General features: G+C 39.8%; 9 protein-coding genes. 7 read left to right on the top strand and 2 right to left on the bottom strand.

Annotated features, from left to right (window positions below; genetic code table 11):
• Positions 1–17: 17 nt before the first annotated feature.
• The 6 genes from AABJ44_RS03815 (at position 18) to AABJ44_RS03790 (ending at position 6248) form a co-directional block, all read left to right on the top strand.
• On the top strand, positions 18–1415 hold the full coding sequence (locus AABJ44_RS03815) for an HD-GYP domain-containing protein (protein ID WP_074643274.1): 1398 nt from the start codon (positions 18–20) through the stop codon (positions 1413–1415).
• 86 nt (positions 1416–1501) lie between these two features.
• A complete protein-coding gene (locus AABJ44_RS03810) occupies positions 1502–1744 on the top strand; it encodes a TIGR03905 family TSCPD domain-containing protein (protein ID WP_074643277.1) in 243 nt (80 codons plus the stop codon).
• Positions 1745–1771: 27 nt separating this feature from the next.
• Positions 1772–2902, top strand: coding sequence for a redox-regulated ATPase YchF (ychF, locus tag AABJ44_RS03805; protein ID WP_074643280.1), 1131 nt, complete (start codon positions 1772–1774; stop codon positions 2900–2902).
• A gap of 85 nt (positions 2903–2987) precedes the next feature.
• On the top strand, positions 2988–4322 hold the full coding sequence (locus AABJ44_RS03800; RefSeq protein ID WP_338370553.1) for an ArsB/NhaD family transporter: 1335 nt from the start codon (positions 2988–2990) through the stop codon (positions 4320–4322).
• A 63-nt stretch (positions 4323–4385) separates the two neighbouring features.
• Positions 4386–4763, top strand: coding sequence for a hypothetical protein (locus AABJ44_RS03795; RefSeq protein WP_074643285.1), 378 nt, complete (start codon positions 4386–4388; stop codon positions 4761–4763).
• A gap of 69 nt (positions 4764–4832) precedes the next feature.
• Positions 4833–6248 (top strand): amidophosphoribosyltransferase, encoded by a 1416-nt coding sequence (locus tag AABJ44_RS03790; RefSeq protein WP_074643288.1) that lies wholly within the window; start codon positions 4833–4835, stop codon positions 6246–6248.
• A 121-nt stretch (positions 6249–6369) separates the two neighbouring features.
• On the opposite strand, the gene AABJ44_RS03785 is transcribed toward AABJ44_RS03790, so the two are convergent.
• Positions 6370–8457 (bottom strand): sialate O-acetylesterase, encoded by a 2088-nt coding sequence (locus AABJ44_RS03785; RefSeq protein ID WP_338370551.1) that lies wholly within the window; start codon positions 8455–8457, stop codon positions 6370–6372.
• Between the two features lie 24 nt (positions 8458–8481).
• The gene (locus AABJ44_RS03780) at positions 8482–10092 is read right to left on the bottom strand and encodes a glycoside hydrolase family 43 protein (protein WP_338370548.1); all 1611 of its coding nucleotides are present in this window, start codon (positions 10090–10092) and stop codon (positions 8482–8484) included.
• 457 nt (positions 10093–10549) lie between these two features.
• Here AABJ44_RS03780 and AABJ44_RS03775 point away from each other — a divergent pair, with 457 nt between their 5' ends.
• Positions 10550–21715 (top strand): FlgD immunoglobulin-like domain containing protein, encoded by an 11166-nt coding sequence (locus AABJ44_RS03775; RefSeq protein WP_338370547.1) that lies wholly within the window; start codon positions 10550–10552, stop codon positions 21713–21715.
• The last annotated feature ends 12 nt before the right edge of the window (positions 21716–21727 follow it).

Here is a 21727-nt window from a genome sequence, read left to right as displayed (position 1 = left end):
GCCGATAATGGAGTAGGATGAGTCATATTCAAGAGAGTTTAGATTCTTTAACACAGATTCTAACACCAGCTCAGATAATTCATATATCTCTAAAGATGTTGGGAAGTATAAACAAGAATATTACTTTCCACAGTCTCAGAACAGCTTATCTGGCCTGGAAACTCACTGAAACTATTAACGATAATCGTCTTAATACCAGAAATATAGTTGTACTTGCCTTATATCACACTCTCGGATATTTCAGGGAAGACACTATTTTCGGCTACAATCCTCACGACACTAATATTGATTTTTTCTCAGAAGAAAAACAAATCACAAGTAAATACGTCTTTTCATGTTACTATCTAAAATACATGACACCTCTGGGAGATGATGCGCTTGCCCTTGAAAATTTTACACAGCCATTTAACGAGGACATGAAGCATTTCCTTTATCAGGAAAAATATAAAGCTATCATTTATCTGTGCGCAAGAATAAGTGCCTATCTTTATCATCATGGAGATGAATACTTACCGGAAAATATTAACGAGATTGCCCCAGGCTATTTTGATACTGAATATGTGAGAGCCTTTAATATTGCAAATAGAGATAATGTTCTTGTTGAAGCAGTAAAAGATGATAACTTTGTTGATGAATTATCAGATTATCTGAACACAATTACATTTGAAAAAAAAGATTCAGAAATGCTCGAAAAACTTTTGATTTATTTTCTGGATTTTAAAAGCACATATACAGTAAGTCATGCAATAAACACTTCGTGTTATGCCCTCTCTCTGGGAAAGAGAATGAAACTTAATCCGGAAGAACTTTCGGAACTTTACTGCAGTGCGATTCTTCATGACATTGGAAAAATTGCAACACCTCAGCGTATTCTTGAATTTCCAGGAAAGCTTTCCCCGGAAGATATGGACATTATGAAGCATCATGTAAATCATTCAAAAAGGATTCTTTCCGGTCATGCGCCAGAACAGATTATTGAAAACGTTTACCGCCATCACGAAAAGCTGAACGGAACAGGATACCCGCAGCATCTTACCGGTGATAAACTGAATCTTATCCAAAGAATCCTTACAGTTGCAGACATTACAAGTGCACTTAATGACAGCCGAAGTTATAAAGCCGAGTTCTCCACAGATAAAACAAAATCGATAATCACAAAAATGACAGAAGCTGGTGAGCTGGATCCTGCTATTTCAAAATTTGTTCTGGAAGATTTTGATACCATTGTAAGCGAGCAGCAATATCTTTATAAGGTCCTCTGTGTAGACTTCAGTCATGTACTTGCGCGTCATAGTGATTATATTTTTGATAACACGGAATTTATGGCAGATTCACTTATAGATGAAGCGGCTCAAGACAAAGATTCAGACGATTTAGACAATATGGCAGAACTCGACGAACTGGAAGAAATATAAACCTTCAATTCCGCTCAAAAATCGAAAAGATACGTTCAGAGACCGTTCTTGTTAAATCCTCCCCTTTTCATTATATTATCTATTATATGGAAACAACTTATAAGACTCAGGGCGTTTGTGCACGCTCTATTACTTTTACAAAGAACGATGACGGCACAATCACAAACATCAGTTTCGAAGGCGGCTGTAACGGCAACCTTAAGGCAATTTCCAAGCTCTGCGACGGCATGACAGCCGAAGAAATTGTTGCAAAACTTAAGGGCAACACCTGCGGTTTTAAGAGCACAAGCTGCGCTGATCAGCTGGCAAAAGCTGTTGAACAGGCATAATCTGATAATAATTTTGAGGTAAAATATATGGCACTTGAATGTGGTATCGTTGGACTTCCAAACGTTGGAAAGTCTACTATTTTTTCGGCTTTGACTGCGGCTCCTGCTGCGGCAGAGAATTTCCCTTTCTGTACAATTGATCCTAACATTGGTATTGTTGATTTGCCTGATGAGCGTCTCGACTTCCTTGCTAGCATTCATAATCCTAAAAAGAAGACACCTGCAAGCGTAAAGTTTGTTGATATTGCAGGCTTGATTAAGGGTGCAAGTAACGGTGAAGGTCTTGGAAACAAGTTCCTTGCAAACATCCGCGAGTGTTCTGTAATTGCTCACGTTGTTCGCTGTTTTGATAACCCTGATATTATGCACGTTCGCGACAATGCAAACGAAGCAGCTCCAATTGATCCTGAAACTGATATTCTTACAATCAACTGGGAGCTCTGCCAGGCAGACTTGAATACAATTGAAGCACGCCAGGACAAGGTAACACGCGCTATCCGCTCTCTCGGAAAAGAAGAAGAAAAGAAATACGCACCATGGATTTCTGCTGTTGCAAAAATTAAGCCGCTTCTTCAGGACGGAAAATGTGCCCGCACAGCAAATCTTACAGACGACGAAAAGAATGCACTTTACGATATGTTCCTTCTTACAATGAAGCCTACAATTTATGTAGCTAACGTTGATGAAGCTTCTATTGAAGCTCAAACAAACAAATATGTTGAAATCGTAAAGAAATATGCTGCAGAAGAAAACTCTGAAGTTGTTGTAATCTGCGGTAAGTTCGAAGCTGATTTGGCAGAAATTACAGATGAAGCAGACCGCAAAGACTTTATGGAAAGTGTTGGTCTTACAGAAAGTGGTCTCGCAGTTCTTGCACGCAAGACATATCACTTGATGGGACTCCGTACCTTCTTTACAGGCGGACCAGATGAATGCCGTGCCTGGACAATTCACGCAGGTGACAAAGCTCCACGTGCTGCCGGTGTAATCCACACAGACTTTGAAAAAGGCTTTATTAAGGCCGAAGCATACACAATCGACGACCTTCGCCAGTACAAAGACGAAGCTGCAATCAAGGCAGCCGGCAAGTACCGACAGGAAGGTAAGGAATACGTTGTTCAGGACGGAGATGTTCTGTTCTTCAAGTTTAACGTGTAATAAAATAATACAATGAAATTAAAAACGGTGGTTAAGTGCCGCAATAGCGGTGTATCGAAACCACCGTTTTTTATCTGGAGTGTTTATGGAAATCAAATGGATAATTCTGTCGCTTGCCCTAGTAATGTACTTACTTGTAATCATCTTTCAGGAAAAGAAAGTGTGGATGACTTCGGTTGCAGCCCTTGCTGTAGTTGTTCTCGGCTTTTTGTGTCAGGGTGGCGCAATCGGCGGAAACGTATTCAGTCAGCTGGCTGGTCCTGCAGAACTGTTTCAGCATATCTTTCTTGAACTGATTAACTGGAATATTCTTATGATTTATGTAGGCAGTATGATTATTGCCGCGCTTTTTATCTACTCGCGTGTCCCGGCACGTATCGCGGACGCGCTGGTTACCATCTCTCCAAGCACCGGAATTGCCGTAGTTTTAATTCTCGCAATGACCGGTATAATTTCAATCTTCGTTGAAAATGTAGCGACTGTTCTCGTAATGGCACCAATTGCCCTTGCACTTTCAAGAAAACTCAAGTTGAATCCGGTTCCATTTATGATTGGACTGGCACTTATGTCAAACCTCGAAGGAACAGCCACACTCGTTGGTGATCCTCCAAGCATGATTTTTGCAAGTTATGCACACTACACTTTCAACGACTTCTTTGTATCTCAGGGAAAGATTTCTATTTTCTTCTTTATTCAGGCAGGACTTCTTGTCGGCTGTATTTTCTTTTACTGCTTTTTCAGCAAGGCAAAGGAAAAGGCCACAGTTGATAAAGAAGATGTAATTTCTTATGTACCACTCTGGCTTCTTTTGATTATGATTGCAGGACTTGCAGTAATTTCATTCCTGAGCAGCGAGCTCGGTTACAGTTCAGGCTGTCTCGTACTTGGTCTTGGAATGATTGGTCTTGTATGGTATCACCTGAATCAGAAGAAAACTTACAGCGAAGTATGGCAGCTTGTAAAAGAACTGGACTGGGAAACTATTGCGTTCCTTATCGGCATTTTCGTAGTTGTCGGTGCCATCAGCGAAACAGGACTTCTCGGAGACTTTGCACTTTGGCTCGCACACGTTACAGGTGGCAGTAAGTTCCTCGGCTTCCTTTTGATTCTTTTGTTCAGTATCTTGATTTCCGGCTTCGTTGATAACGTTCCTTATATCATTGTTATGCTTCCGGTTGCTGGAAACCTTGCACAGGCAATGGGAATTCAGAAAGAACTCTTTATGTTCGCACTTTTGATTGGTTCATGTCTCGGAGGAAACCTCACACCATTCGGAGCATCGGCAAACGTTGTTGCAATGGGAATCCTCAAAAAAGAAGGACATCCAATTACATTCCCTGGCTTCTTAAAAATCAGTGCTCCATTTACAGTGCTCACAACAGCTGCAGCTGCGGCACTGCTCTGGGCTATCTGGGCATAAAAAAATCTAATCTTTTTTACTCCAGTTCCGACAATTGTATAGAGAGGGGCAGGAGTAAAAAAAATGACAAGTGCAATCGGAAATTTCAGTAACGCGTACTCTTACAGCGGTGCCATTGGTGGTGCAGCCGGTAAGCTTTATGTTCCAGTAAGCCGTTCGGCACTTCTCTACTCTCACTTCGATCATGTTTCTGGTGTTGCAGCAGGTAACGGACAGCAGGGTGTTTCAATCAGCAAAATCAGAATCTTAAACTCACTTATAGACCGCATTTCAGCAATCAAAAATCAGCCTAAGGAATCTATTACAGACATCAGTGACGACCAGGCTCAGGTGCTTATTGAACAGTACCAGAAGCAGCTTCAACAGACAGTTGCACAGCAGTCTTTTGCTCTCGCAGGTGCTAAACCTATGGCCGGTGCTCTTTTCCAGATAGACGCTTAATACCAGGCGTTTGCAAAAATCTATCAAAATCAATATAATGTCCGCATATTTATTTATAGGAAGTTTGAAATGGGCGGATTTTTTGGCGTTGCTTCAAAAGAAGACTGTTCGTTGGATTTGTTTTTCGGAGTAGACTATCACTCCCACCTTGGCACACGACGCGGAGGTATTGCGGTTGTAAATCCCGACGGCCACTTTTCGCGCTCAATTCATAATATTCAGAATTCGCCGTTCCGTACTAAGTTTGAAAACGACATTGATGACCTTCACGGAAAAATTGGAATCGGCTGTATTTCGGACTTTGAACCTCAGCCACTTCTTGTTCACTCACACCTTGGAAACTTTGCAATCACAACAGTTGGGATCGTAACAAACAAAGACGAACTTGTTGCAGAAGTACTCAACTCAGGTTACACACACTTCCTCGAAATGAGCGGTGGTGAAATCAATCAGACCGAGCTCATCGTTGCTCTCTTAAATCACAAAGATACAATTGTTGAAGGAATTAAATTCGTTCAGGAAAAGATAAAGGGTTCTATCTCTATGCTGATTTTGACACAGGATGGAATCTATGCTGCACGCGACAAGCTTGGCCGCACTCCAATTGAAATTGGACACAAAGACGGCGCTTACTGTGCAAGTTTTGAAAACTACGCTTACATGAACCTTGGTTACAAGGATTATCATGAGCTCGGTCCTGCAGAAATCGTATTCTTTACAGCAGATAAAATGGAGATTCTCCAGCAGCCTGGTAAGGAAATGAAAATCTGTACATTCCTTTGGATTTACTACGGCTACCCTACTGCCTGCTATGAAGGCGTAAACGTAGAAGCAATGCGTTACAACTGTGGACGCTACCTTGCACGCCGTGACAAGGACAATGTTCATCCGGACGCAGTTGCCGGAGTTCCTGACAGTGGAACTGCACACGCTGTTGGTTATGCTAACGAAAGCGGCATTCCATTCACCCGTCCGTTTATCAAGTACACTCCAACCTGGTCACGTTCTTTCATGCCTACAAATCAGGAAATCAGAAATCAGGTTGCTCATATGAAGCTTATTCCTATTCAGCAGCTGATTGAAGGTAAAAAGATTCTTTTGATTGATGATTCGATTGTACGTGGAACTCAGCTTCGCGAAACAACAGACTACCTTTACAAGAGCGGTGCAAAAGAAGTACATATCCGCCCTGCATGTCCACCACTTGTTTACGGCTGTAAATATTTGAACTTCAGCCGTTCAAAGAGCGAGATGGATTTGATTACACGCCGTGTTATCAAACAGTTCGAAGGCGACAACGTAAGCGAAGAAACTTTGCAGAAGTACTGCGATCCTGATACTCCAGAATACGCAAAGATGGTAGAAGAAATCAGAAAGCAGTTACACTTTACTACTTTGAGATTCCACCGTCTGGACGACATGCTGGATAGCACCGGCCTTCCTCATGAGAAGTTGTGTACTTACTGCTGGAATGGAAGAGAATAAGGCTAAAATCGAAGAACCGTTAAAAAACGAGCTGCGACAGCGGGTCGTTTTAGGTTCATCGAAAGAACGCCTCAGAGGCGAGACTATGCGAGCCGACTCATTTGTATGAGCCGGCTTTTTATTAATTCTGCTTAATCTTAAACGGCGCTGCAGGCAGCTGATTTCGTGAATACAGATTCACAGGTGCCGGGCTGTCTGCCCAGAGGTAACGAAGTTCAAGAACATCACCTACACCGCGTGGAACCTCAACTGCAACAGTTTTATCATCAATAAGTTCAGCATCAGTTTCAATCACAGATTCAACACCTTTTTTACTGCACAAAAGACTGAAACCATAAACCTTCTTATCTTTATTTTCACTGTTCAAATCAGCAGCTTTTCCATCTGTCTTACAGGCAACCAGAGAAGAGTTTCCACAGTCGAAACGGACTACATAACGGCCCTTCTTAAACTCACAGAACTCTGCCTTTGGAGAAGGTGAAATAAAGTTCTTTCCGTAAGCAACACGCAAAGCTTCCTTTGCTGCACGGTAACCGGTAGTCTTTTTCTTTTCCGGATGAAGATCGTTCCATTCACCTGCATCTATTGTTACAGCAAGACCTGTATGTCCTGCAATTTCTGCTACATCAGACTGTACCTGACGGATATTTGCCCAGCCGCCATCTTTACTTGCAATGTCCTCATTCCAGCCGTCACTCCAGTTTGGAAGCTGGACAATAACAAACGGCAAATCTTTAGAGCCATATACAAATTTATGACGCCACAAGTCAATCAGCTTGATAAGCATGTTCTTGTACTCTGCCGGATGCGTAGCATCAGATTCACCCTGATACCACAATGCACCTGCAATTGCATGCTTAAAACATGGAGCAAGCATAGAATTATAAAGAGCTGTCGGAAGCCATTCAAAGAACATCTGACCAGGCATATCGCGAACCTGGACATCAGTTTTCATCTTCCAGTCGCCTGTCAAATCAATACGCTCTCCATCAAGAGGATAAAGCGATTCATAGCGTGCTTCAAAATTACGGCATACACAAGGAGCTACAAAAGTATTCTCTGTAAAAAGATAATAAGGCTTTTCTTCAAAGAATCTTAATGGACCATTTGCACTGTTTTTCTGAACACGAATTGCAATCAGATTTTTACCTTCATGTAAAGTTCCAGCTGGAACTGCATAACGTCTCGGTGGATAACGATAAGGAGTAGATCCAACCTCAACTCCGTTCACCCAGGCAGTATCAGCATCAACAATTGTTCCCATCCAGAGCCAGGTTTTATATGTATTAAAATGCTCTACCTGCTCTGCAGTGAGTTCTACAATCTTCTTAAACCAGTAGAAGCCGGCTTTTTCTACAGTAAAGTTTCCAGGAAGTTTAACCTCAGTCCAGCCTTCATCTGAAGAAATCCAGCTTCCATCACTAAAATCAGGTTTAGCAGCAGAACCATAAAGTTCCTTACCCCACTCTTCCTGATTTTCTGCCAGTTCCTTTTGTTTTGCTGCAGCACGGCCATCGGCAAGATATTCAACAACCTGCTTCAGATAATCTTTCTTATCACCCATCTCTTCAAGGGCCTGCATACTAAGCCATGAAGCAATAGGTGAACCGCCCTGACTCGCATTGATAATTCCAACAGGAACATCGAGTTCTTTTGAAAGTCTCTTTGCAAAAAAGTAACCGGTACCAGACATGTCGCCGAGAGTTTCTGGAGAAGCACATACCCAGTGTACACCACCGGAAATATTTTCAGCTTTAGTTCCTTCATCAGCATTAGACTGCCAGCCGACATCAACTATTTCATCCTTCTCGTCATCAAGAGACCAGTTGATAGGAATAGTAATCATGCGGATACGATCATTTTTAGGAAGTGCAAAATCTTCAGGGTATGAAAAGCGCATTCGTTCCATAGGGAGCTGTGCATTAGACTGACCAGAGCTTACCCAAACTTCACCAACATAAATGTCAGTAAACTCAACACGATGCTCATCACATTTAATGTTCATTGTGAATGGTCCACCAGCCTCACCAGGACTGAATTCAATTTTCCAGTTTCCGTCCTCATCTGACTGTGTAATTGAAGTTGTTCCACGGAATTCCATGATAACATCTGAATAAACTTCAGCGGTTCCATAAATACAGTTAATCTTATTTCGCTGAAGAACCATTCCTGAGCCGACGATTCCTTTTATTTTAAAAATGCCTTTCATAACTACCCCTTACACTTATTTTACTCAACAAATCCATTCTCTGCCACTATTTTCGTAGCGGAACCAGTCAAAATCTGTAAAAAACTTTTTCTGAGTCCAGTCACCACCCGCAACAGCGAACATACCAACAACAGTGCCAACAAAGCCACCGGCTACATCAGTACTTAAAATACTTGCATCGATATTTTCTGCAAGAATCATCATATTCCGTTCATCAGGTCCATATTCAAAGCTCAGCTTCTGATGTTCCGCAACAACGCGGAGAACTATCTGAACATTTTTACGACCGCCGGTCATTACCTCTTCTGCAAGAATCTCGTCATCACCACCGGCAGCTCGAACCAGCTGAAGAATAATTATCTTTCCCTTAAGAGTAAGCTGCAGCCGGTAATTATATTTTTCATTCTGAAAACAGATAATTCCTGCAGTATCTTCATTTTCATCAAAATGAAAATCTGCCTTACAGCTCGCTTCAAAACTAAAACCAGTCTGACGACGAACTACCATTGAAACATTTCCATCACTACTAACAGGTTCAGCGCCATACAGTCTGAGAACGCCGGAATTTTCCTTACAATTTATGTAAGCTGGATCCCGTTTTCTCAGGCTCAGCCAGTAAGAAGCTAAGTCATCTGTATTAAAATCATCTACAGCTGGAAACGCTGTTGCATTCGAATCTTCAATATCACGCTTAACCGCATGTCCACTCAGACTGTAAGCTTCTTCAATTTTACCAGTCTCCCAGCTTACAACAGGCCACCCCTCTTCCCAGATAACGGGCACAAGGAAGGTTTCGCGGCCCATATTACATACACGTTTTCCATTCTCACCATAAGGGCGGCTTGCAAGACAGCACATCCACCAGCGGCCGTCGCAGCAGACAAGATCAGCATGACCTACGTTGCGGATGCCGGCTCTGCTTCCAAGATGACGGTGTGTCAAAATCGGGTTAGAAGGCTTTCCCTTCCACTCGCCGTCGATTGTCTCACAGCGGGCAACACAAACTGCATGGTCCGGACCTGTTCCGCCTTCTGCATGAATCAGATAGTACATTCCGTTAATTTTGTAGATATGCGGGCCTTCCGGCCATACACAGTCACGCAATGCACCGCGCCAGATTCCTTTTGATTCTCCAAGCAGTTTACCAGTCTCAAGATCAATTTTCTGAATCCAGATTTCCCAGTTTCCGTTATACTTTGGACCTTCTGGAGCCGGACGAGTTCCGATATACCAGGTGGTGCCGTCATCATCAAAAAACAGCGACGGATCAATTCCTTCAGCCCCTTCAATAGGAATTGGATTAGACCACGGGCCTTCAGGCTTATCTGCTATAACAAAAAAGTTTCCTAGCTTATCTACCTGAGTACAAATACAGTAAAATTTTCCTTCATGAAAGCGGATTGTAGGCGCAAATAGTCCGCGCGATACACCAGCTCCAGTAAAATCAAGCTGTTCAGGATGATCTATTACATTACCTATCTGCTCCCAGGCTACAAGATTTTTACTCTTAAACACAGGAAGCCCTGGTACATATGAAAAAGAAGAACAAACCAGATAAAAATATCCGTCTGCTTCACACATTGAAGGATCCGGATAAAATCCCGGTAAAATTGGATTTATTATACGTGTTGCCATAATACTAGCATACCACCTTCTTCCTGATTTTTATAGAAGGAAACTCCCTTATTCGTTGAATAATTCTGTAATGTATAAAAGCTGAAGTCAAAATTGATGTGTTTTTCCCATAAGATTCGATTTTTCTTTAGATTTATGGGAAAAATCAGAAGACAAGCACTCATCTTCCCTCTGGATTTCCCATATAACGTTTTCTTTCTTACATTCCTATGGGAAAAATCAAAACTTATTATCTCCATTGTCACAGATTTTCCAATTTTTTTCCCATAGGATTTCCCCATTTTGGACTCTTATGGGAAAGTTTTTGTATTTTTACATCCTCACCACAAAATATATCCCATAAACTCACTGTTTTCTGCAATCCTATGGGAAACTGTAGCCTCCTCTACACTCAAATTATTAGTAGAAAAATCCTCTATCCATGTTACAATAAATAGCCGATAATAATATAGAAGATATGTATAACTGTCTGCAAAAAATAAAAGCCCATTTCTCACAAAAACTTCTTGTTGTGCTCACCATTTTTATGATGATTTGTGTGGGTGTAAGTGCGCAGGCAGTGGAATATACATGGACAGGCAGCAGTGGAACAGACTATAACTGGACTACACCCGGTAACTGGAGTCCTGACACTGCATATCCACAAGCTGCTGACAAAGCAATCATCTCATCAGATGCAGCCATAACTATTGATGACGATATTACTGTAGCCGATATAGAAATTACAGGCGCAACTGTATCTTTTTCAACTACAGATACCCCCAAGTCATTAACAATTACAAACAGTCTTAGTAATGACACAAACAGCAAAACATATTTTCTTTGTTCCGTAGATTTATCTTCAGTCGCATCTGCCGATTTTACAAACAGCGGAACAGTATATTTCTATAACAATTCTGATAACCTATATACCTTCAAAACTCCAGAAAATTGTAATTTAGGTAATTTTTATTTTCTTGGAAAGCTAGAAATAATTATTGATGGAAATAACTGTAGAGCCACAAACTTCAACATGGAGATTGACAGCGACACATCTTCATATTTTGCAACAGATGATTTTAAAGTTATTCTCAGCGGAACAGGAACCCTGAAAGCAACTAATGTAAATCTTACAAGAGCAAGTAAAACGGCAGGAAAAACAGGAACCTTCGAAATTGGAAAAGACTCATCAAATACAAAATTTGAAATAAGCGACTCAATTGAAACTCATTCCGGTGTTATACTGCAGATAAATGAAGGCGCAACACTGGAAACAGAGAAATATGCACATAACGCGGGTAATGCAGATGTAATTGCAAAAACAATTATAAATGGAACCTTTATAGCAAATACATCTTTTGATACGGCTATATCAATCTCTGCAAATGCAGGTTCCACTGAAGTTACAATTGGAACTGATGGCGTACTCACATCTCCAAATATACAACCGACAACTACTACATATCGAAATACCACAGCATCAACAATCCCATTTACAAATAATGGAACAATCAACACAAAGACATTCAACATTCCTTATAACGTTGTTAATAATGGAATTATTAACACTAATGCAACTCCTGCAACAATTACAGCACTGTCGTTTTCGGGTACAGACGGAACAATAAATCTTAAATCAGCAGAAACAACATTAACTGCAACAAGTACCACTGTTATCTCAAGTCAAAAAGAAATAAAACTCACAAATACAGAAGCGACAATAAAAGGAAATTATTTTCTTACTAATTTTACCGCGACTACAGCAACAAATATGTCTGGCAAATCCATTACTCTTGAGAATGCTGCGATAACTGCTAATTCTATTTCACTTTCAGGCTCAGCAGGATCCCTCCTCACTCTCGACGGAAGTGGTTCGGCACATTCTTTTACGACCTCGTCGCTCACTGCAGAGTATCTCTCAATTGATGAAAATATAATTCTCTTAAATTATTCAACAGCAATTGCACACTGTGAACCTTCTGCCGGAGACACTACTACAAACTGGCTTAAAGTTATTCAAAATGGATGGGCAATTAAAGCCTTAAAAACTTTTACTTTCACCTGGACTGGAGATACAGATTCTATCTGGAACAAAGATTCAAACTGGGATACAGGGCTTATTCCGGAAGAAGATTGTAAAATCATAATTCCAGCAGGCTGCGATAATTACCCGGTATTAGGCAGCGACACTTATAGCGGCGGTACACTTACTCTTTCAGACACAACTTCAAAAATTACATTAGGCACTGCAGACCTCTCGCTTTCTGGTAAAGAAAATGAAGCAACAGCTTCTACTACACTTTCCAACGCAGGAACTATAGTTTTCACAGGCAACGGCCGTATTACAGATGGCACAGATGCAATAAATGATGTATCACACGGAACTGTTGAATATGCAGGCACAGGCGGAAGTGTAAATGATTTTGGCACAACCGATTACAATAACTTAATAATTTCCAGAACAAACTGGCAGATTGATGGAGATTGTACAGTACAGAATAGTTTCTCTATTGCGGACGGAGGAACATGTAAAATAAGCACCGCCACTTCAATAACAGCAGAAAGTATAACAATTGCTGATGGCGGTTCATGTTCTGTAAGTGCAGAAACAAATCTAAAAGCAAAGACTTTTGCATTCTATGGTAGCGGTACAAACAAAAATCTTACTTCGTCTGCAAATATAAACATGATTTTCATTCCTGCAACAGCAAATGCAGATGTAAACATTCCTTCAGGTATTGATTCAAGTTTTTCTTTTGAATCAACAGGAACTCTTCATTTAGAAAATGAATCTACAGGAAAACTTGTTTTTTCTGATTCTGATACATTCAATGTTTTTGAATACAAACTCAATTTCCATAGTCCTGTTATATTAAAGCAGGATATAAAAGTTCAGAATTCAGTTACAGCCGCAGAAAGCATTACAGCAGGAGACACAAGCGGTACAAGCGCACTCATTTTCCAGGGGTCTAGTGAAATTGAATTTAACCCGACTACTGACAAAACTTATCAGAATATAACCATCAACGACACAGGTTGTTCACTTACTGTAAACAACAATGGTTATACAATCACAAACTGTACAATCACAAAAGCAACTTCCACAACCTTCGATGGTACACCTGCAATCACATATCTATCTGATGACACAACAGCCGGCAATATAACTTTCAACAATGGTGCAAATATTACAAATGCAGTTTCTCTGGAAACAACGGGCAAAACAACTGTAAAAAGAAATATATCTGCAGCCAGCTTCTCTGCAAAAAATCTTGTAGCAGGTGCAGATGCTGCCATAAACACAACAGGAGCACAGACATACGGAACAATTAACGGCACCACAGCAGAAGCACAAGATTTAACACTCACAGCTTCGGCAGTCACCATAAACGATAATGTCGGAACCACAAGAAGACTTGATATACTTACAATAAATGCACCTCTTACAATTGGAACAACAGGCAAACAGATTTCGGCAAAAGAAATTGATTTCGCGGGAGATATTTCGGGATCTGATAAGAATCTTACTATTACAACTGCAAAGCTCAAGAGTACAATTGCTGCAGACGGAACGTCAGCAATCACATTAAATCAACTCACATTAAGTCAGGCAACAACTATAGGGACAGAAAACGCCTCTACTCTGTCGCTAAATATTTCAAAGATATCTGGAACTTCAACACTTACATTTGATGAAAATGCAACTCAAATCAACTTGAAAGATGGTATTGAAATAAATCCTAACATCATAAATAAACGAAATGTAATCTGTAATGGAGCGGCAACCTTTAATGGTACTTTTACAAATACAAGCGGCTCTCTTACCGGTGACCAGACAACTGGCAAAACACTTACTTTCAAGAAGAAATATTCCGGCACAGGTGCCACTCTTATTGCAGCGAAAGCAACAAATACTACAAACGGTATTACCATCTTCCAGGCCGATGTAGATTTATCTGATACAACATTTAATGCATCGGGGGGAACTGTAATACTAAGTGGAGCAACCGCACCTGCATCACAACTTCTCACTACAAAAAATGATGGAACTACAGCATTTAATAAGCTCACCATAAATGGAAATGTAACTTTTGCTACCAGCAACACAATCGATACTTTAACTGCAAATAATCTGGGAGACAAAACCCTTTCTTTTTATGACAATACAACTCAAACAATTACAACCCTGTCTCTTACTGGAACCAACAAAGATCATAAATTAACTCTGACATCCACAGGACACTGGAATATCAGTTGTACGAATGAACCTGAATTAAAGTTTTTAATTGTAGACAATTCTACAAACAGTACTCCAGGTACACCTGCGCCAGGAACCAAATTTGTCGCATTCGATAGTATCGATGGCGGAAGCAATGTTTACTGGAACTTCCCGGATATGGAATATAAATGGACAGGCACAACTTCTTCAGACTGGAGAACTGCATCAAACTGGTATCCTGCATCAATTCCTGGCATCGGTTCAAAAATTATTATCCAACCAGCTGATAATTATCCAATACTTGATTTTGAACTTATACTTGCCGGTAATAATTCTACTGCAGTAATAACAGTTGAAGAAAATGCGATATTTGATATTGCAGATAACACCCTGACATTAGGTCTATCCGATGGAGTAACTATAACACCAGGAACGATTACAAACAAAGGAACTGTAATTATCACAGGTGTTAATAGTCAGTCAATTAATTATACGACAATGGAAAATAGTGGAGATGATTCAACCGTTATCTATTCTGGAACCTCTCCTACAGTAAACTTCATATGGGATGGAGATAACTCAACAAGTAAAAAAGATTATAAAAATCTCCAGATATCTAATATCGTAAATGCCACTGCAGATTTAAATATTTCCAGAAATCTTACAATAAATAAAAATATTTCGCTTCTAACTGGTTCCATTTCTGTTAGCGGAGAAACAACAATTCAAACAGACTGTACGACTGTAAATACATCTGGAAACCAGACATATAACGATTCAGTTACAATCTCAACAGCGGGTTCTGGAGTATCAATAAATTCTACTACTGGAAATCTTCTTTTTTCTGATACTGTAACCGGAACAAAACTTACAGTATCAGGTAATACAATAAAATTCTCTGGAGTTGTTGGCACTACAACAACTCCACTTGGTCAACTTTCTATCGGCACTGCAACAACCACTACTTTTGATGAGCCTGTATACATTTCAACATTCACAGATTCTGATACTGGAAACAGCGGAGCCATCACATTCTCTAAAGGCGGAATCATTTCAAATGATGTTAGTTTGAACACTACAGGTAACGTATATATTGATGGTTCTACAACTGAAATGAGCTTCAATGGAGATTTTTCTCACACTACCGGAACTACTTCAATTACAGGTACTATCACTTCTGCCGGAACAGTATCTCTTGGTGCAGCAGACAAACTGACAACAATATCAAGTGCTGAAATAAATGCAGCATCCTTAAACTGCAATATACTTAAAATTTCCGGGGATGTTACAATTAAAACCTCAGGTACTCAAACTTACAATGGAACAATAAATGCTTCTACAGCAGATTCTGATACATTAACTCTCAAATCAACTGGTCTGATTACTTTCAATGGAAACATTGGTTCTGTAACACCTCTACTAAAATCTCTTACGACAACTACAGGTAGTGCGGTTCAAATTGATTGTGAATCAATAAAAACCGCTGGAAACCAGACATATAACGATTCAGTTACAATCTCAACAGCGGGTTCTGGAGTATCAATAAACTCTACTACTGGAAATCTTCTTTTTGCAAATACTGTAACCGGAACAAAACTTACAGTATCAGGTAATACAATACAATTCTCTGGAGTTGTTGGTACTACAACGACATCACTTGATCAGCTTTCTATTGGAGCTGCAACAACCACTACTTTTGATGAGCCTGTATACATTTCAACATTCACAGATTCTGATACTGGAAACAGCGGAGCCATCACATTCTCTAAAGGCGGAATCATTTCAAATGATGTTAGTTTGAACACTACAGGTAATGTATCTATTGATGGTTCTACAACTGAAATGAACTTCAATGGAGATTTTTCTCACACTACCGGAACTACTTCAATTACAGGTACTATCACTTCTGCCGGGACAGTATCTCTTGGTGCAGCAGACAAACTGACAACAATATCAAGTGCTGAAATAAATGCAGCATCCTTAAACTGCAATATACTTAAAATTTCCGGGGATGTAACAATTGAAACCTCAGGTACTCAAACTTACAATGGAACAATAAATGCTTCTACAGCAGATTCTGATACATTAACTCTCAAATCAACTGGTCTGATTACTTTTAATGGAAACATTGGTTCTGTAACACCTTTGTTAAAAGCTCTCACAACAACTCCAAATACTCCAGTTTTAATAAACTGTGCATCAATAAAAAGTTCGATATCACAAGAGTATAATGGAGCTGTTACATTAGGAACTACACTTTCCTCTCATGCAATAACTTCTTCAACAATTACTTTCGGCACAGGTGCAACTATTAACGGTAATGCATCTTTAGTTCTTGAAGGCACAACATCCTCTACTTTCAATGCAAGTATTGGTAACACAACTCCTTTGACTTCAATTGAAATAAAAGGACCTGCAATAATCAATTGTAGTGATATAACAACATCAGACACTCAAGTCTTTAACGACATAGTAACGCTCAAGCACTCTGTCATTCTTTCATCAGGTAGTACTGTAATTTTCAAAGACAATGTTTCAAATTCAGACGAAGCATCTACAGTAACTCTTACAGTAAATGCAAATACAAAAATAGATGCATCCTCTGTAACAATAAAAACATCCGAATTTGATTTCTCAGGTAATATTACCGGTTCGGAAACTGACACAGTTCTTACATTGCTTACACCAACCTTAATCAGCACAGCAATTTCTTCATCCGATATCAAACTGGCAAAACTTATTATCAACCAGGATACAATTCTAAAAACTTCAAATACATCTGTACTTTATGTGTATGTCTCTGAAATAAATAATTCTGGAAAAATATTGATTATTGATACTTCAGTAAGTAATTTTGAATTCAAACAGGCTTGTATCATAAATACTGATATTCAAACCTATGATGGTTCAAAACTTACAGCATGGACAGGAATTACAACCTTTGCAGGAAACCTGACTATTTCCGGTGATTTTGCACATAATAATGGAACTATAAAATTTGCAGGCACAACTCAAACACTCACTACAAAAGACGACGGATCAACAAACTTCTACAACATACTCATTTCATCACCAGCAAAAGTAACTACAGCTTCTTCATTCATCGTAAGTGGAACAAGCTGGGACAATACCTCTGAAGAAAATGGATTTACAGCTACAGCAGGAACTATCACTTTTGATAATGCAACCGTACCAGCCAGTGCACCTCTTACAACCGTAAGCGGTAAAAACATTTTCTATGATGTAGCCTGTAAAACTACAGATCAGAATATTACATTTGAAGAAGAAAATATTTTCTCTCATGAAGTTACAATCGGTGAAAGTGCAAATATTCCGAATAATGTAATTATCAGCAGTGCATCAGCAATTACTTTTGCACCAGAATTGTACTGCCAAAATATAACAATTAATGCCGGTGAAAATGCGGTTACTTTTACAGATGATTCATATTTTAATACCAGCTTTACAAATAACGGCACAGGCCTGGTAACTTTTGATGGCAGTGCAACCTACGGCACATCTTTTATAAACGAAAGTCCAGTCCTTACTACCTTCAAATCAAGTTTTACTGGAACTGGAAATGCCGAATTCGCTGGAGATATAAACCTTACTGATGATGCAGACAGATTTTTCTCTGCCGGTGCAGGACATAGTATTACAACTGCAAATAATCTGATTGTAAACACTAATACAGTGAACACAATTCAGATGAACTCTACTCCAACCTCAAAAGTAATAGCCAAGAACTTTGTTCTATATTCTGGAAAACTGAAACTCAACGGAACTCTGGAATCCACAGGAGATATCATTCTTCTTGGCCCTGATTATACAACTCTTGATCCTCAAACAGGAATCGATGGAATCTATCTTTATAATCAGACAAGACCTTCGCCAGTAAATTATACGACTGCTTTCATAGCCGCCCCATATAACGGTGATGTCACAGCTCTCGAAAACGCAGTTATAAAGGCAGGCAAAAACTTCTACTCAAATGGAATTATACTTACAGGACCTGTATCCGGATACTTTGAAATCCAACTCCCTAAAATCTCTGATTCACACAAAGGCTTTGCAGAAGCAGTAAAGGCCGCTGTAAACAACTGCAATGTCCGCTGCTGGGAACTTCCTTCTAACACAGCTACAGACGACATTGCTCCAGCAAAAATCGCTGCCTATGAATGTACAGATAATTCAAATAACACAAACTGGAACTTTGAAGATTTTGAAATCCTCAATGCATGGACAGAACGCGATGACGCCATTTTTGTTGAGTTTAATTCTCCAGTCAGAAATCTTTATAATGAAATTACAAACTCACTCCCTTACCTCACCTATCAGGGAACAACAAATACACGAACTGCCTTTGCAGGAATCTATACAAAACCAGATTGTCAGAATGCAGACTTAATTGAAAACATAGATATTGAACTAACTAATGGTCGTTATTCTTTCTTCCTCAAAGCACCAGATTCATGGAACACTGATGCAACAGGAACTTCTGCAGGCTCGTCAGCCCTCAGCTCAGACCGTAACGGAAATTACAAAACTTCTGTTCCATATCTTGATATCCCTCGTTCACTTACTGGTGTAAACTACATCATAACAAATAAATGGGGAAAGCGACTGAACAACTACAGTACACGCACACCTACCCCAGGCAAGTCCTACGGAACAAATGAAACAGCTGGCAGTGAAACCTACGTCCTCGATAAAACAGGTCCTGTACTCTGGAGTGTTCGTACCGGCCAGGAACTTCACACAGCCTATAACAGCGCAATCGGAGAATCATGCCAGCACTCTTATGATTCACACAACTTCCTCGAGTTCCGTTATTCTGAACCTGTTGAATTTAATTCAAACTCTATTCCAACTGATTCAGAAAATAACCAGGTAACTGATACCTTTGGTGCTATCTCAGGAAACGCAGGCTTTACCACTGCCACAAACACACTTACCTTTGCAGGAATTGCCCGCCTCACCGCCCCTTCAACAAATCAGCTTTTGCTTAATACAGGCTCGCAGGGATCTGCAAACAAATATATAAATGCTCTCTACCGCACAGACGAATATTCTCTCCGCCTTTCTATAGCGGGCTGGACAGATGGAACAGTTTCTGACTATAGCGGAAATGAATATAAAAACTGGAAGGGATATATTGATGAAGCAAAACCTTTTACAGGAGCACAAGTTTTCCCTATTGATACTACTAACAATCTTGTAACAGACCTTCAGGGCAATCTTCAGATTGAATATGAAGCAAATAAAGTAGAGCCGCTTATTATATCTAACTCGATAGATGAAAATCCTTCACATCTGTTACCAGTTTCGCCTGACGTATACAGCGCCTGGGATATTTCAGAACCGGTATTTGCACCATTACGTCTTAACTCAGAAACAACCTGGACAGAAACAAAAAATGCAGATACCTCAGAAGCGATTGGAAATACAAATGGTTCCGGTTCTACACTTGACCGAATTGACTTCCATTTCTTTGATAATACACCAGCTTATTCGTCTTCTGATACAGCTGAATGGTTTACAGAAAGCGGATGGTGTACTCCGTCAACTGCAGGTGGTAAAGAAAATCTTTATGACAATACTTATACATACGCTGCAGATATCATTGGTGGTGCCCGTCAATTTGATCCTGTACAGGCAAGAAGAACTTCAGGCGGTATAAGACTTTCAACAAAGCTAAATGCTGCCGCTGGTTTTAAATATTCCACTGATATAGATGAGATAAATCCTTCAACCGCTTTTGCCACAGGACTTTCAAATATTCATACAACAGTAATTTCGCAGCTTTTCACAGGTGCTTCAGAACCACAGCATTCTGCAAATGATCCGGACGGACTTTATCTTGGAATTGGAATTACCGATACAGATCTTCCTGTAGAAACCAGTTTTGCTTTCTCATACAATTATTCAAATGCCTTTTTGACAGACCTGGCTGGAAACAGACTACGTAATAAAACCATATCAAAAACAATTGACCGTACACCACCTTCATTCGATATAATTTTGAGTCCTGTAAATCAAAAGCAGATCTATATCGTATTCGTAAAAAAGATTCTTACAGATTCTTCTAAAATTTCTTTCAGATATCCTGATGGAAGTAACTACGATATTACAGGAAATTTCATGAATATACTGCCATCATGTTTCCAGATTATTACAATCAATTCAGATGGAAGTTATTCCCCAAGTACAGATATTGAAATTGATACCTCTATACCTGCAAAAATTGTTGAGCAGTATTCTGATAGTCACTTTACATGTATTTCTATGACACTCACAAAAGAAATCTGCTTTGAAGATATCAAAAATCTGCATATTCAGCTTAAGAACCATCCGGATTTTCCTGAGACTTCACCAGATATCTACACAAACAATAACAACGCAAAGGTCACATTCATTCAGGATGAATTAGGAAATTACATGCAGATGTATTCTGCACATGCACTGTCAGATTTTGCAATCGGTCTTGTAAATCCACTTTATGCTTATTCATCTGATATAAATGAAAATGACGAACCTGTTATGAACGGACTTTATGAACAAGGAAGCTGGGCAGTTCATGATTGGGATGCAGATCAGAAAAATTACGGAACTCTTCCAACCACACATGCAGTGACAATAATTGCAAGTGAAGAAGATGGTACAGAAGACAACTCACAAATTCCTGAAAATGTACGACTATATCTTTCTGATTCTCCAGATTCCGGATCAGTCTCAACTCAGTTTAATAAAGACTTTAAAACATCACTAAGAGTATGGCTTCCTGATTTGACAGATGGAATTTTCCGTGCGCTTTCAGCAAAAAATAACAGCAACTTTACTTATGTAGACAGCTCACTTCTGAATGAAGAAGAACCAGCAGAAGGACTGATTTTCGATATTCCAGTTGAAATGATAAACAGATGGAAGAACGGAGATCAGATCAGTTTTATTTTCGGAATTACAGAATCCGATGGCTCACCTGTTTCTATTTTCAACAGCCCATATTATGATAATGAACAGAGACGATATAACTATGCATTGAGTTCAAAAGTACCTCTGTATAGTTTGCGAATGCATGATATAACAGATATCGGAACTCTTGATTTGTGGTCATTCAGGCTTAAGAGTGAAACTGCCCAGCGCGGCGGCGTAACAATCCTCAACAATGTTATTGATGCCGGCAAGGGAGAAAAGACTGTTGTAAAAATCAGTTTACCGGACGAAGGTCGTCTTAACGTAATTGTGATGACCCTGGACGGAAACATCATAACCTATCTGAACCGCGGAAATACAAAGGCCGGAGAACATTACTTTACCTGGGACGGAAAAAACAGAAATGGAAAGCCGGTTGCCCGTGGAATGTACTTTGTACGTGTCATTGGAAGCGGCATAGACGAGACCCGTAAGGTAATGGTCGTTAAGTAGAAAATCCATGTC

The organism is Treponema bryantii (genome assembly GCF_036492245.1).
Taxonomy (GTDB): Bacteria; Spirochaetota; Spirochaetia; order Treponematales; family Treponemataceae; genus Treponema_D; species Treponema_D bryantii_C.
This window is presented reverse-complemented; position numbering and strand designations above follow the sequence as displayed.

Excerpts from the sequence above, each read along its gene's own strand:
- ychF (WP_074643280.1), top strand. The coding sequence starts at position 1,772 with ATGGCACTTGAATGTGGTATCGTTGGACTTCCAAACGTTGGAAAGTCT.
- AABJ44_RS03795 (WP_074643285.1), top strand. The coding sequence starts at position 4,386 with ATGACAAGTGCAATCGGAAATTTCAGTAACGCGTACTCTTACAGCGGT.
- AABJ44_RS03775 (WP_338370547.1), top strand. The coding sequence starts at position 10,550 with ATGTATAACTGTCTGCAAAAAATAAAAGCCCATTTCTCACAAAAACTT.
- AABJ44_RS03780 (WP_338370548.1), bottom strand. The coding sequence starts at position 10,092 with ATGGCAACACGTATAATAAATCCAATTTTACCGGGATTTTATCCGGAT.
- AABJ44_RS03810 (WP_074643277.1), top strand. The coding sequence starts at position 1,502 with ATGGAAACAACTTATAAGACTCAGGGCGTTTGTGCACGCTCTATTACT.
- AABJ44_RS03790 (WP_074643288.1), top strand. The coding sequence starts at position 4,833 with ATGGGCGGATTTTTTGGCGTTGCTTCAAAAGAAGACTGTTCGTTGGAT.
- AABJ44_RS03815 (WP_074643274.1), top strand. The coding sequence starts at position 18 with ATGAGTCATATTCAAGAGAGTTTAGATTCTTTAACACAGATTCTAACA.
- AABJ44_RS03800 (WP_338370553.1), top strand. The coding sequence starts at position 2,988 with ATGGAAATCAAATGGATAATTCTGTCGCTTGCCCTAGTAATGTACTTA.
- AABJ44_RS03785 (WP_338370551.1), bottom strand. The coding sequence starts at position 8,457 with ATGAAAGGCATTTTTAAAATAAAAGGAATCGTCGGCTCAGGAATGGTT.